Source organism: Methylobacterium komagatae, assembly GCF_042661665.1.
GTDB lineage: Bacteria > Pseudomonadota > Alphaproteobacteria > Rhizobiales > Beijerinckiaceae > Methylobacterium > Methylobacterium komagatae.
In genome coordinates this window covers 1-13,358 of the sequence record NZ_JBHSWN010000001.1, presented here as the reverse complement: position 1 = coordinate 13,358, position 13,358 = coordinate 1, and the positions used below count along the sequence as shown (strand labels likewise).

The 13,358-nt window shown below is 66.9% G+C and carries 7 protein-coding genes and 2 pseudogenes; 4 read left to right on the top strand and 5 right to left on the bottom strand.

The window, feature by feature from the left end:
• Positions 1 to 83: 83 nt before the first annotated feature.
• The 4 genes and pseudogenes from ACFQE0_RS00045 to ptsP all read right to left on the bottom strand — a co-directional run bounded on the left by ACFQE0_RS00045 (position 84) and on the right by ptsP (position 6,895).
• Positions 84 to 1,522 (bottom strand): annotated as a pseudogene (locus ACFQE0_RS00045) (carbohydrate porin).
• A 125-nt stretch (positions 1,523 to 1,647) separates the two neighbouring features.
• Positions 1,648 to 3,360, bottom strand: coding sequence for a fructose-specific PTS transporter subunit EIIC (locus ACFQE0_RS00040; RefSeq protein WP_378965888.1), 1,713 nt, complete (start codon positions 3,358 to 3,360; stop codon positions 1,648 to 1,650).
• 35 nt (positions 3,361 to 3,395) lie between these two features.
• Positions 3,396 to 4,346 (bottom strand): 1-phosphofructokinase, encoded by a 951-nt coding sequence (pfkB, locus tag ACFQE0_RS00035; protein ID WP_378965886.1) that lies wholly within the window; start codon positions 4,344 to 4,346, stop codon positions 3,396 to 3,398.
• Positions 4,343 to 6,895 carry a phosphoenolpyruvate--protein phosphotransferase gene (gene ptsP, locus ACFQE0_RS00030; RefSeq protein WP_378965884.1) on the bottom strand — a complete coding sequence of 851 codons (2,553 nt, stop codon included), beginning with the start codon at positions 6,893 to 6,895 and terminating at the stop codon, positions 4,343 to 4,345. The genes pfkB and ptsP overlap by 4 nt, the downstream gene beginning before the upstream one ends.
• A 188-nt stretch (positions 6,896 to 7,083) precedes the next feature.
• Between ptsP and ACFQE0_RS00025 the strand changes: the two genes are divergently transcribed.
• Positions 7,084 to 8,073: a LacI family DNA-binding transcriptional regulator gene (locus ACFQE0_RS00025; protein ID WP_378965882.1), complete on the top strand. Its 990-nt coding sequence runs from the start codon at positions 7,084 to 7,086 to the stop codon at positions 8,071 to 8,073.
• On the opposite strand, the gene ACFQE0_RS00020 is transcribed toward ACFQE0_RS00025, so the two are convergent.
• The gene (locus tag ACFQE0_RS00020) at positions 8,024 to 8,944 is read right to left on the bottom strand and encodes a LysR substrate-binding domain-containing protein (RefSeq protein WP_378965880.1); all 921 of its coding nucleotides are present in this window, start codon (positions 8,942 to 8,944) and stop codon (positions 8,024 to 8,026) included. The two genes, ACFQE0_RS00025 and ACFQE0_RS00020, sit on opposite strands and share 50 nt — an antisense overlap.
• A 204-nt stretch (positions 8,945 to 9,148) precedes the next feature.
• Between ACFQE0_RS00020 and ACFQE0_RS00015 the strand changes: the two genes are divergently transcribed.
• From ACFQE0_RS00015 to ACFQE0_RS00005, 3 genes and pseudogenes are all read left to right on the top strand, one after another.
• A complete protein-coding gene (locus ACFQE0_RS00015) occupies positions 9,149 to 10,459 on the top strand; it encodes a dicarboxylate/amino acid:cation symporter (RefSeq protein WP_378965878.1) in 1,311 nt (436 codons plus the stop codon).
• A 51-nt stretch (positions 10,460 to 10,510) separates the two neighbouring features.
• Positions 10,511 to 11,350, top strand: a complete 840-nt coding sequence (locus tag ACFQE0_RS00010) for a bifunctional allantoicase/(S)-ureidoglycine aminohydrolase (protein ID WP_378965875.1) — start codon at positions 10,511 to 10,513, stop codon at positions 11,348 to 11,350.
• Positions 11,351 to 11,533: 183 nt separating this feature from the next.
• Positions 11,534 to 13,358 (top strand): annotated as a pseudogene (locus tag ACFQE0_RS00005) (malate synthase G); the annotation flags it as partial.

Sequence of the window (13,358 nt, the reverse complement as noted above, 5' to 3'; positions counted from 1 at the left end):
CGTCGCTGCGGCTCCGAGGCCTCGGAGCCGAACGGCAAGCGGCCCGATCCACCATAGGTGGCTCGGGCCGCGCCTCGTTTGGGTCACCGGCTTCCCGGCCCAGGGGCGAGCCCGGCGAGGGTGAACAGATCGACCGACAGCTTGGCACCGACGACGAATGCGTCGGGGATGTTCTTGCGGACGAAGGGAAACCGCGTCTGGTCCGGGTTGATGATGTACTGGAGGTTCGGCGTCAGGCGGATCGCGGGGGTGATCTGAATGCCGTAATTGGCTCCATCATCACCTGCTGCTTGGGGATCGACCGGAACACCCCGAGGCTACTTTGCGCGAGCGTTATGTTCGACAGGGCGAGCGGGCTGAATTTCTGCGTGTTGATGACGAAGCCCACCGTATCGAACGGACGCCCCGCGAAGGTGCCCGTCTGCAGGGCGCCGATTTCGAGGAAGTAGTCCTCGACCAACCGTCCCGACGTCCCCGCCATGGCGACACCGAAAAGGGTCAGGCCCTGGATACCGTTCGGATCGGGCCGCCAGACCATCTGATCGAACCGGGCATAGATCCCCGAGCGTCCGAACCGGGTCTGCGCCGGCAGCCCGGTGAGTACTGCGGCCCGGCCGGTCACATCGCGCACGGGATCGGCATAGTCGGACGCGTCGTACCAACCGCCGATGCCGTAATTGCGCGGAAGGACATCGTTTGCGAAAGTCGTCGTGTATCCAAGTTCGAACGGCACGATGGCGCCTGTCGCGCCTTTCAAGGAGAAGTCCAGACCATTGTCGCCGGGTTGCTGATGCAGCGGATTCACTTCGTAGGCGCCCGCATGGAAAAAGAGCTTGTCCGTCAACCATGCCTTGGCATGCGCGCCCCAACTGGACACCGGCCAGAAGGTAAAGTTCGAGGTCTTGAAGACGAAGGTCGGATTTCCGCAGGCGGAATTTGATTGGAAGTTGCAATAAATCGCTGAGTTCAAGAAGGCGATGTTGGCGACGAGGCGGCCGACTTCGAAATCTAGACGATTGTCGAACAGTTTCTGCTGATACGAGAACAGGGTCAGCCGGGTCGTCTGACCGCCGCCGAAGATCTCCTGCACGCTCGTATTGTTGCCGATGAAATCGTTCGAGAGGCTTCGACCGTGGCGGTTCGTGACCGCGATGTGGAACGAGCCGCCTTCGATCCCGGCGAGGCGCTGAAGGTCGCCGTCGATGCCGAAGAAGAGCTGGCCGGCATAAGCCGAACCCTGGCGAAGGCCGCCGATCGGGTTGATGGCGCCCTGGCCGGTATAGTTCGCCAGCAGGCTGAGGCCGTTGCCGAGGTCGAGGGTTCCGGGCGGAAGGGTCGGCGGCGTGGCGGTCTGCCCGAGAGTGTCGGCGGCGCCCGCTGCGCTCTCGGCACCGCTGATGCCCTGACCGTCAGGGCGAGGCGGCGGCGGAGGGCTGGCCTGCCGCCGCAGGATCGGAGCCACCGCCGTCCCGGGGACGGCCAAACCGGTCCCCGCATCCTGCGCCCACGCGGTGTGAGGCATCGCGACAGCGAGCCCGAGCGCGATGGAGACGTGCGTCGCCAAACCCCGCATCGTGAATCCCCCTCTTCGTCTTCGTGTTGGTCGGCGGGCCCGATCGTTCGCCGGGCTCCGGTGGTTCTGGTGCGTCAGGCCGGTCGCTTCTTGAGAAGCCCTGCCAGCATGGCGGTGACGAGGGTGCCTGCGGCGAGCGCGAGCACGGCGCCGAGCGGGTTCGTCACGGCATTCGGGATCGGCAGGACGAACAAGCCGCCATGGGGTACCTTCAGGGTCACGCCGAGGGTGAGGGCCAGTGCCCCGGCCACTGCCGAGCCCGCGACGAGTGAAGGGATCACCCGCAGAGGATCCGCGGCTGCGAAGGGAATCGCCCCCTCGGTGATGAAGGCCGCGCCGAGCACCGCCGCCGCACCGCCCGCCTCGCGCTCGGGCTTCGTGAACCGGGCCGGGAAGAGCCGCGTCGCAAGGGCGAGGCCGAGGGGAGGGGTCATGCCGCCAAGCATCACGGCGGCCATGGGTGCATCGACCCCGGAGGAGAGCAGGGCCGCCGCCGAGGCATAGGCCGCTTTGTTGATCGGGCCGCCCATGTCGATGGCCATCATGCCGCCGAGGACCAGGCCGAGGACGAGGGCACTCGCCCCCTGCATACCCTTCAGCCACGCCGTCAGCGCCGACAGGACCGCCGCCACCGGCACGCCGACGACGTAGATCATGAGAAGGCCGGTGATGGTGGTAGCAAGCAGCGGCAGGATCAGGACGGGCTTCAGACCTTCGAGATTCTTGTGCAGCCGGATGTGCTGATTGAGAAAGCGTGCGGTGTAACCAGCGATGAAGCCCGCCGCGATGCCGCCAAGGAAGCCCGCCTGAAGGTTCGCGGCCAGCATGCCGCCGACCATGCCCGGTGCGATGCCGGGTCGGTCCGCGATGGAATAGGCGATGTAGCCTGCGAGCGCCGGAACGATCAGGGCGAAGGCCCCCTTGGCGCCGATCTGACCGAGGGCGTAGCCGAGCGTTCCCTCATGCCCGGGCGCCATGGCGTCGATGCCGCCCACGGCGAAGGCAAGGGCGATGAGCAGGCCGCCCGCCACCACGAAGGGCAGCATGAACGACACGCCGGTCATCAGGTGCTTGTAGGCACCCGCCTTCCCCTCAGCCGTGTCCGGCTTCTCGGCGGCGGCCTCGGTCGTGCCACCTGCCGCATGCATCTGCGCCTCGGCGAGGGCGGTGGCGATAAGGCTTTTTCCGTCGCGGATCGCGGCCTTGGTGTTCGTGGCGTAGAGGCGTTTGCCCGCGAAGCGCGTCCGGTCGACACCGGTATCGGCGGCGATCAGCACGATATCGGCCGCCGCGATTTCTGCGGCGGTCAAGGTATCGCGAGCGCCCACCGAGCCCTGCGTCTCGATACGGATCGAATGGCCCAGGGCGTCGGCCGCCGCCTGCAAGCCTTCCGCCGCCATGAAAGTGTGGGCGATGCCCGTGGGGCAGGAGGTGATCGCCACGATGCGCTTCGTCCCGGCCGCCGCCGTCGCCGTCGGAGTGTCGACGGAACCCGAGAGCGCCCGGTCGAGCACGGCATTTACATCGGTGAGGACGTCCGTGATCGCCGCCCGCGCCCGGTGCAGCGCGCCGAACCGGCCTTCGCCGAGATCACCCGATCCGACCAGCAGGACGGCGCCCGCGTTGCGAATGGTCTCGTCGGGCAGGGGATTGCCGCCGGGCGCACCGCGCAATTCCAATGCGATCGGCTGGTTTCGCCGGTCGGCAGCCTTGCGGAGCGCTTCGAGGGCGAGAACGGCGTGCGTGGAGAGGTCCCCGCCTCCGACCACCGCCAGCAACTGAGCCATGGCTTCCTCCCTGTCTTGTTTGTTGTGTGGTGGGGTCAGTCGAGCATTCGAATGCGAACGTTGCGCATCAGCGCTTCGACGGTCGCGCGCGGCGGCAGGTTCGCCCCCGCCTGGGTGAGCTTTCCGGCCGCGAAGGCCATGGCGAGCCGAGCGGTGTCTTCGAGGCCGAGACCGGCCCGGAGCGCCGCCACGAGACCCGCGACCAGGGCATCCCCGGCGCCGACCGTGCTCGCGACATCGATGGCGGGCGGGCTGGCGAGCAAAGCGCCCTCTGCCGTCAGGAACAGCGCTCCCTCCTCGCCGAGGGATACGACCACCGTCGAAATGCCCCTCCCACGCAGTGTCAGGGCGGCCTCGTGGATGTCGCTGAGCGTCGGCAGGCCACGCCCGGCCCATTCTTCCAGTTCGTGCCGGTTCGGTTTCACGGCGTGGGGCAGGGCGCTCGCCCCGGCCGAGAGTGCTGCCGCGAGGGGTGGTCCCGAGGCATCGAGGAGCACCCGCGCCCCCCGTGTCTTCAAGCGCGCGGTGAGATCCGAATAAGTGGAGGGCGGCAACGCGCCAGGCAGGCTTCCGGCCAGAACCACCCAGGCCTCGCCGGATGACACCTCATCGAGCGTCGCAAGAACCGGATCGAGGTCGGCCGCTGTGACGGCGAGGCCGGGCAGGTTGATGTCGGTCGTGTCGCCGGTGCGCCGGTCGAGGAGCTTCAGGTTCGTCCGGGTATCACCGGGGATGCGCAGGAACCGGTCGGCGATGCCCTTAGCGTCCATCACCTGCACGAAGGGCGCAGCGTTATCGGCCCCAAGAATCCCGGTGGCGGTGATGGGCAGGCCCCAATCGGCAAGGCAGCAGGCGACGTTCACGCCCTTGCCCCCGGCATGGGAGCGCACGGCGCTCGCGCGGTGAACCGTGCCGGGCTCCAGCCCATCGAGAACGACGGTCTGGTCGATCGCGGGATTGAGGGTGAGGGTGACGATCGCGCTCACGCTGCGCCTCCCGTGCCGGCGGCGGGATCGAGCGCGCGGACGGCGGCGGCGTCCTCCTGCTCGCAGGCTTGGCTCGCCAGCGCCCGCAATTCACGGATGTCGGCGCCGCGAAGTCTTGCCTTCACGCCGGGAACATCGCGGGGCGTCATCGACAGTTCGTGGACGCCGAGCCCCGCGAGCAGGCAGGCGCCGTAGGGGTCGCCCGCGATCCCGCCGCAGACACCGACAAAGCGCTTGTGCCGGGCGGCGCCCTCGCAGGTCATGTGGATCAGCCGGAGTACCGCCGGGTGCAGGGAGTCCGCCTCCGGAGCGAGTTCGGTGTTCTGGCGGTCGATGGCGAGCGCGTATTGCGTCAGGTCGTTCGTGCCGATCGAGAAGAAGTCGCAGTAACGGGCCAGCGCATCGGCCTGGATCGCGGCGGCCGGCACCTCGATCATGATGCCGAGCGGGACGTAGGGCGCACCGATCTCAGTCCGGATCGCCTCCGCGATGGAGCGCAACCGCTGCACCTCCGGCACCGAGGTGATCATCGGCATCATGATGGAGAGGGGAGCGTGCTGTCCGGATGGCGCCGCCGGGTCGATATGGTCCTTCGCGGCCCGGTAGAGGGCGCGAAGTTGCGGCTCCATCAAATCCGGTCGGCGTAGCAGCAGCCGCGCGCCGCGCACGCCGAGGAAGGGGTTCTCTTCGTGCGGCAGGTGCAGATGCGCCACCTGCTTGTCGCCTCCGATATCGAGGGTGCGCACGATCAGCGGGCGGCCGTCGAGGGCCTTCAGCATGCCCGAATAGGTCTCGTACTGATCATCCTCGGAGGGCGTGTCGCCGCGTTCCAGGAAGAGGAACTCCGTGCGCATGAGGCCGACACCCTCCGCGCCCTGATCGAGGGCGAAGGCGACCTGCTCGGGATTGTTGACGTTGGCGCCAATGGCGATGTCGTGCCCGTCTCGGGTGCGGGCGGGGAGGGCGCGCTCGCGGGCCTCGTCCTGGGCGCGCTTTTGCTGGCGCTCACGCCACGCTTGTGCCGAGGCGATGTCGGCTTCGCTCGGGTCGAGGTAGAGACGGCCGGTGCCGCCGTCGAGAATTGCCATCGATTGGTTGGGCAGCGCCAGCAATCCCGGCCCACCCGCCACCGTCGCGGGGATACCGAGGGTCCGCGCCAGGATCGCCGTATGGGAGGTCGGGCCGCCTTGAGCGGTCGCGAGGCCGATGACGCGCGACGGTTCAAGCCCGGCCGTATCGGACGGCGCGAGATCCGTCGCGATCAGGATGCAGGGCCGGTCGGGCAGATCGTGACCGCTTTTTAAAGCGGGATCGATCTGCGCCAGCACGCGGCGCCCCACATCGCGCAGATCCGTCGCGCGACCCGCCAGGACCGGGTTGCTTAGTGCCGAGAGCTGACCGGCGAGGCGGTCCACCGCCATATGCCACGCAAAGGCGACCCCGTGGCCCTCCACCATGAGCTGGCAGGCCAGGGTGATCAGGTCGGTATCGGCGATGAGTTCGGCCTGTGCCCGGAAGATCCCAGCATCGGCTTTGCCGAGGCGCCGCTCGGTATCGTCAGCCAGCGCCTTGAGCTGATCGGAGGTGGCGGCAAGTGCGTGATGAAGGCGGTCGGCGCCGCTGGTCAGCGGCTCGGGCTCGTCCGGCACGCTCAGCTCGGCGCTGGCAAGCACGTGGATCGGGCCGATGCTGATGCCGGGGCTGGCGCCGATCCCCGCGAAGACCTTCGGGGAATCGGATGGGTTCCACCCCGCGACGGGACCGGCGGCCTTGGCGGCCGCCTCGGCCGCGCGCTGAGCCGCTGCCTTCTCCCCAGCGCTGAGGCCGGTGACCGCCGCGCAGATCCGCGCCAGGGCTCCCGCCTCGTCATCGCCTTCAGCGGAAATCGTGACGTGATCGCCGCAATGCAGGCCGAGTTGCAGCAAGCCGATCAGGCTCTTGGCGTCGGCGACCTGGGATTCGTGCCGGACCTGAATCCGGGCCGAGCAGCTCTTGGCGACCTCTACCCAATGCGCGGCGGGGCGGGCGTGCAGCCCGGTCGGGTAATCGACCGTCCAGTCGAAGCGCTGGCGAAGATCGGTCGCCGGATCGGCGGTGCCGATAGCGGTGTCCTGCGAAAGCGCGTCGGCGATCTCGGACTCGCGGGCCGTGATGCGCAGCGAGTCCAGCCGGGCCTCGTCCTGGATCAGGCGGGTCAGCCGCCGCAGGACCGTGATGTGCGTGTCGGATTGCGCCGCGATGGCGACGACGAGATGCGCCATCTGCCCATCGTGCCAGAGCACTCCATCGGGCACCTGCAACACGGCGAGGCCGCTATGGCGGACGAGGTGGCGGTCATCGACCATACCGTGGGGAATGACGACGCCGTGGCCGAGATAGGTGTTCGACACCGCTTCCCGGCGCAGCATGCTCTCGCCGTAGCCCGCATCGATGCAGCCCGAAGCGGTCAGAAGCTGCGCGGCTTCGCGGATCGCCTCTTCCTTGGTGGCCGGTGCAGCCGCGAGGCGCACGAGAATGCGCGGCGAGAATGTCGGCGTCGGCGCGAGCATGGCGTGCTCTCCTCCCGTCACGAATGGCGGATGGTTTGCCGCCTTGATCGTTGCGGCATTGAAAACGTTTTCAGTGAGCATGTCAACGCCGCATCAGGGTGGCAGGCTGAGCGAGCGGTTGCCTATGGCGGGTGACAGTGGCAAACAGGCTGTAACGGCGCTGGAAACGTTTCCTGAGTGATGACACGATGAAGGTGGGTATTCGCGACGTGGCCCGTGTGGCGGGCGTCTCGACGGCGACCGTGTCCCGCGCCCTCGGCCGGGGGCCGGTGAGTGAGGCGCTGCGCGAGCAGGTGGAGGCGGCGGTCCGCACCACCGGCTACCGGCCGAACCTCTCGGCCCGGCGGCTCCGTTCGCAGGCGACTCAGACGATCGGCCTGATCGTCGCGGATATCCGCAACCCGTTCTTCACTGCAGTCAGTCGCGCCGTAGAGGATGCTGCTTTCGAGGCGGATATGCGGGTGATCCTCTGCAATACGGACGAGGATCCGGTTCGCGAAGCGATGTATCTGCGCCTCATGGAGGAAGAGCGGGTGACGGGTGTCATCTTCGCTCCGACCCTCGCGACCACAAAGGCCTTGGGCGAGCACAAGTTCGACTTTCCGGTCGTGCTGATCGACCGTTCCGGCCCGCCCGGCGCCTATGACAGCGTTGTCCTCGACAATATGAGCGCCTGCGCGACACTGGTCGATCATCTCGCGGCAAAGGGCCATTCGAGGATCGGCGGCCTGTTCGGCTCCACCAGCTCCACCGCCGCAGAGCGGCGTGCGGGCTACGACGCGGCCATGCGGATGCACGGGCTATCGCCGGAAGTTCGCAGCGTCCCTCCGAACGCCGCCGCCGCGATGGCGGAGGTCACTCGCTGGCTCGGCGAGAAGGATAGGCCCCAGGCGCTCGTGGTCTCGAACGGCCTCATCCTGATGGGCGCGGTGCGGGCGGCCCGTGCCCTGAACCTGTCCCTCCCGCGCGACCTTGCCCTCGCAGGCTTCGACAACGAACCCTGGACCGAGCTCGCCGAGCCCGGTTTCACGGTGATCGAGCAGCCGGTGGCTGAGATCGGTGCTCAGGCGATGCGGCTGCTGTTCGAGCGGATCGACCGGCCGGATCAGCCGGTGCGCAAGGTGGTCCTCAGCGGGGCGCTGGTTCCGCGCGGTTCGACCCGGGCTGCGAAGGGCTGATATCGGCCCGCACGATATCGAGGAAGTTCGCGATCAACGGCTGCGCGTTCTCTCGTACCCATAGGGCATGGACGTCGGCGCAGATCGGTTTCCCCTTGAGAGGCCGATGCACGACTTCATCATGCGCGAGTCGCCCGACGAATTCCGGAATAAAGGCGATCCCCAATCCGGCGGCCACGAGGCTCGTCAGCGATGTCGCCTCGACGGCTTGGTGCGTTATCGTGGGTTGGAAGCCCGCCTCGACGCAGCAGGACCAGATGTCCTTCGCGAAGAGCGAGTCGGACAGGCGGAAAAAGACGAAGCGTTCTTCACTCAACTCCGAGAGGGCGATCGAAGCCGCCTTGGCGAGGCGGTGACCCCTCGGGAGCAGGAGGCTTACGTTTTCCCGCCACGCCAGTGCGGTGGCGAGGTCCGCCTCGTCCGGCGGGCTCCGGAGGAAGCTGATATCGGTCTGGCCTGCTTTGAGCATCGCGATCTGCCGGTCCGGCGACATCTCGTGGATGCGCAGGTCGACATTCGGATAAGCCTCTGAGAAGTCGCTGATCGCGCGGCCGAGGGGCCCGGCGAGCATGGAGCCCGTCAGCCCGACATTGACGATGCCAGCCCGGCCGGCCCCGATGGCGCGGGCCCGGTCGATGGCCTCGCCGGATTTGTCGAGAATGAACAGCGCCTGGGCGTAGAAATCCATGCCCGCTCGGGTCAACGTCACGCGGCGGGTCGTGCGCTCGAACAGGAGCGTGCCAACCTCCGCCTCAAGATCGCGGATCTGCTGGCTGAGAGGCGGTTGCGCTACGCCCAGACTCTCGGCTGCGGCCGTGAAGCTGAGATGCCGGGCGACGGCCACGAAGTAGCGCAGATGCCGCATTTCCATTGCGCTGAACTCATATTCAAAAAGTATAAGTTTAGATTTATCCGATATTTGACGTCTTAATCAACCGGAACCATGGTGCCGTAGGCCGCTCCTTCGATTCAACGAGCTGCACGATAACACTAGTGACGGACGCGCTCTCCATCGTCGCCCCTGACGACGGCAGGGGCTTGAACCGGATCACACGGTCACCCTGGGAGATTTGCGATGAAACGCTTCTTCTCGTCATTGTTCGGGCAGGTGGTCGCCGCCCTTATCCTCGGCGTCGTGCTCGGCATGGTCTGGCCGAATTTCGCCATCGCGTTGAAGCCGCTCGGCGACGTGTTCATCAAGCTCATCAAGATGGCGATTGCACCGTTGGTCTTCGGCGTGGTGGTGCATGGGATCGTCGGGGCAGGCGACCTCAGGAAAGTCGGTCGCGTCGGGCTTAAGTCACTCATCTACTTCGAGGCGGTGACGACCATCGCTCTCGTGCTGGGCCTCGTCCTCGCCTACGTCTTCGCGCCGGGTCACGGCATGAACGTCGATGTCTCGACGCTCGATGCCAAGTCGATCGCGAGCTACACGGATCGGGTCGGGCAGGTGACCGGCACCGTCGACTTCCTGATGAAGCTCGTGCCGACCACAGTGGTCGATGCCTTCGCCAAAGGCGATATCCTCCAGGTCCTGATCTTCGCGATCCTGTTCGGCGCCGGGCTGTCGCTGCTCGGCGAGCGCGGCAAGCCGCTGGCCGACAGCCTGGAGCGCATCACCGAAGTCCTGTTCAAGATCATCGGCTTCATCGTCCGTCTCGCCCCGCTGGGCGTCCTCGGCGCGGTGGCCTTCACGGTCGGCAAATATGGGATCGGCTCGCTGAAGCAGCTCGGGATGCTGGTCGCCTTGTTCTACGTGGGCGTCGCCTTCTTCGTCTTCGTCGTGCTCGGCACCATCATGCGCATGGCGGGGTTCAGCATCGTCAAGCTGCTGGGCTATCTCAGGGAGGAGCTGCTGGTCGTAGCGGGCACCGCCTCGTCGGACAGCGTGCTCCCGCAGGTCATGCGTAAGCTCGAGAAGCTCGGTATCAAGGATTCGACGGTCGGCCTCGTGATCCCGACCGGCTATTCCTTCAACCTCGATGCCTTCTCGCTTTACCTGACCCTGGCGACCGTCTTCATCGCTCAGGCCACCAATACAGATCTGTCCTTCGGACACCTCTTGCTGATCCTCGGCATTGCGCTTCTCACGTCGAAAGGCGCTCACGGCGTGCCGGGCTCGGCCATCGTCGTCCTCGCCGCGACCCTTTCGGCGGTGCCGGAAATTCCGGTGATCGGCCTCGTCCTGGTGCTGTCGATCGACTGGTTCGTCGGCATCGCCCGCGCGCTTGGAAACCTCATCGGCAATTGCGTGGCCACGGTGGTGATCGCCGCCTGGGAAGGAGACATCGACCGCGTCCAGGCCCGTCAGGTTCTCGACGGCAAGGTCACGATGGACACGGCCGACATCCTGGATGCGCCGATCGCCGAACCCCGGACCGTCTGAGGGCGCCTGCGCCCTCAGCCCCTGCCACAGACGGATCGTCGGAGACCCACCATGAACGCACCGATCTTCAACCCGCCCTGCGGCGGCCTCCCTCCTCAAACCTCGCTGATGACCGGCCGGGCGGTCTTCACCGAAGCCTATGCCGTCATTCCGCACGGCGTGATGAGTGACATCGTCACCAGCCTGCTTCCGGGCTGGGACCGGACACGCGTCTGGATCCTTGCGCGTCCGTTGACCGGCTTCGCGGAAACGTTCGCGCAATACCTGATGGAGGTCGCCCCCGGCGGCGGCAGCGAGGCTCCCGAGCACGATCCTCAAGCTCAGGGCGTGATTTTCGTAGTCGACGGCACGCTGACCCTGACGCTCGAGGGCCGCCCGCACGCTATGCGTTCCGGCAGCTACGCCTACCTGCCGCCCGGTGCGACATGGAGCCTGCGCAACCAGGGTGAGGCGCCCGCGCGCTTCCATTGGGTGCGCAAGCGCTATGAGCCTGCGCCGCGCCTCGCAGTGCCGGAGGCGTTCGTGACCCATGTCTCCGAAGTCGATCCCGTCGGCATGGTCGGCACGGACGGCGCCTGGGCGACGACGCGCTTCGTCTCGCCGGACGATCTGCGCCACGACATGCATGTGAACATCGTGACGCTGCGCCCTGGCGCCTCGATCCCCTTCGAGGAGACCCACGTGATGGAGCACGGCCTGTTCGTGCTGGAGGGCAAGGCCGTGTACCGGCTGAACCGCGACTGGGTCGAGGTCGAAGCGGGCGACTTCATGTGGCTGCGCGCCTTCTGCCCTCAGGCCTGCTACGCGGGCGGCCCCGGCCCGTTCCGGTATCTGCTCTACAAGGACGTGAACCGGCACGCGTCGCTCGGCCCGCGACATCTGCGCGGTTAGGTGCGACGCAAAATCGGCTCCATTTTGCCGGTTCTGTTGCAAGTTTCAGCCCCGGACCGGTCTCAGGTCCGGGGCGATTTGCATTAACGGTCGTGGCGTTCGCTGCGGCGCACCCAGGCGACGGCTGGTCGCGACCGCATCGGGCGGCTTTTTACCGCCGGTTTCACCCCGAGTGTTTCGACAATGGATCGACTGACAATTGGCGGCCTTGCCGTCGCACGGGAGCTCCACGATTTCGTGGAGCAGGAAGCCCTGCCCGGCACCGGCATTTCGTCCGAGGTGTTCTGGGGCGGGCTTGGCGCGATCGTCCGCGACCTGACCCCAAAGAATCGGGCGCTCCTTGCCAAGCGCGACGCATTGCAGGCGCAGATCGACGCCTGGCACCGCGACCGCGCGGGCAAGCCGATGGATCCGGCCGCCTATAGGGCGTTCCTGACCGAGATCGGCTACCTGCTGCCAGCCCCCGGCAAGGTGCAGGTAAAAACCAGCAACGTCGATGACGAGATCGCCCGCATTGCCGGGCCACGCTCGTCGTGCCGATCTCGAACGCCCGCTACGCCCTGAACGCCGCCAATGCCCGCTGGGGCTCGCTCTACGATGCGCTCTACGGCACGGATGCGGTGTCCGAGGAGGGTGGCGCCGTTCGCAGCGGCGGCTACAACCGCACCCGCGGCGCCCGCGTCGTCACCCGCGCCCGCTCATACCTCGACCGCTTCGTGCCGCTGGCCGGTGGCCGCCACGCCGACGTCGTGACCTATGCCGTGGAGGATGGCGTCCTCGTCGGCAACATGAATACCGGTGAGACCGTGCCGCTGGCGCGCCCGGAATTGTTCGCGGGCTATCGTGGCCGGGCGAGCATGCCCTCGGCCCTCCTGCTGCGCCACCACGGGCTGCATGTCGAAGTCGTTATCGACCGCACTCACCGGATCGGCCGGTTCGACGCCTCCGGCGTGGCCGACATCCTGCTCGAATCGGCCATCTCCGCGATCATGGATCTCGAGGATTCGGTCGCCACAGTGGACGCCCAGGACAAGGTCGTCGTTTACCGGAACTGGCTCGGCCTGATGAAGGGTACGCTCACGGCGGCCTTCGAGAAGGACGGGCGCAGGCAGGAGCGCCGCCTGAACCCGGACCGGCACTACATCGCGCCCCATGGCGGCGAGGTGGTCGTGCCCGGCCGCTCGCTGATGCTGGTGCGCAATGTCGGCCACCACATGGACACCGACGCGGTGCTCGATGCGGACGGCAACGAGATTCCCGAGGGAATGCTCGACGCCGCCATGACGGCGATGATCGCGATCCACGATCTGAAGGGCGATTCCGGCCTGCTTAACAGCCGCGAGGGCTCGGTCTATATCGTGAAGCCGAAGATGCACGGGCCGGAGGAAGTCGCCTTCGCCGTCGAGCTGTTCAGCCGTGTTGAGGCGATGCTCGGTCTGGAGCCTAACACCCTCAAGATGGGCATCATGGACGAGGAGCGCCGCACCACGGTGAATCTCGCCGCCTGTATCGCCGCCGCGTCCGAGCGGGTTGTGTTCATCAACACCGGCTTCCTCGACCGCACCGGCGACGAAATCCACACCTCGATGGAGGCCGGGCCGGTCATCCGCAAGAATGACATGAAGGCGACGCCCTGGATCAAGGGATACGAGGAAAACAACGTCGATGTCGGCCTCGCCTGCGGCTTGCTCGGCCATGCGCAGATCGGCAAGGGCATGTGGGCGGCACCCGACGCCATGGCCGACATGCTGATGCAGAAGGGCGGCCACCCCAAGGCGGGTGCCTCGACGGCGTGGGTGCCGTCGCCGACCGCAGCGACGCTCCACGCGCTGCACTACCACGAGACCGACGTGCATACCCGGCAGGCCGAGCTGGCCCGCCGTCCGCGCTCGGCGCTCGATGAGATCCTCGATATCCCGCTCGCCCGCTCGAACTTCGCCCCCGACGATGTTCAGCAGGAGATCGAGAACAACGCCCAGAGCATTCTCGGCTACGTCGTCCGTTGGAT

Bases quoted from the DNA above. Each gene is read 5' to 3' on its own strand.
- ptsP (WP_378965884.1), bottom strand. From the start codon at position 6,895: ATGCTCGCGCCGACGCCGACATTCTCGCCGCGCATTCTCGTGCGCCTC.
- ACFQE0_RS00020 (WP_378965880.1), bottom strand. From the start codon at position 8,944: ATGGAAATGCGGCATCTGCGCTACTTCGTGGCCGTCGCCCGGCATCTC.
- ACFQE0_RS00040 (WP_378965888.1), bottom strand. From the start codon at position 3,360: ATGGCTCAGTTGCTGGCGGTGGTCGGAGGCGGGGACCTCTCCACGCAC.
- ACFQE0_RS00010 (WP_378965875.1), top strand. From the start codon at position 10,511: ATGAACGCACCGATCTTCAACCCGCCCTGCGGCGGCCTCCCTCCTCAA.
- ACFQE0_RS00015 (WP_378965878.1), top strand. From the start codon at position 9,149: ATGAAACGCTTCTTCTCGTCATTGTTCGGGCAGGTGGTCGCCGCCCTT.
- ACFQE0_RS00025 (WP_378965882.1), top strand. From the start codon at position 7,084: ATGAAGGTGGGTATTCGCGACGTGGCCCGTGTGGCGGGCGTCTCGACG.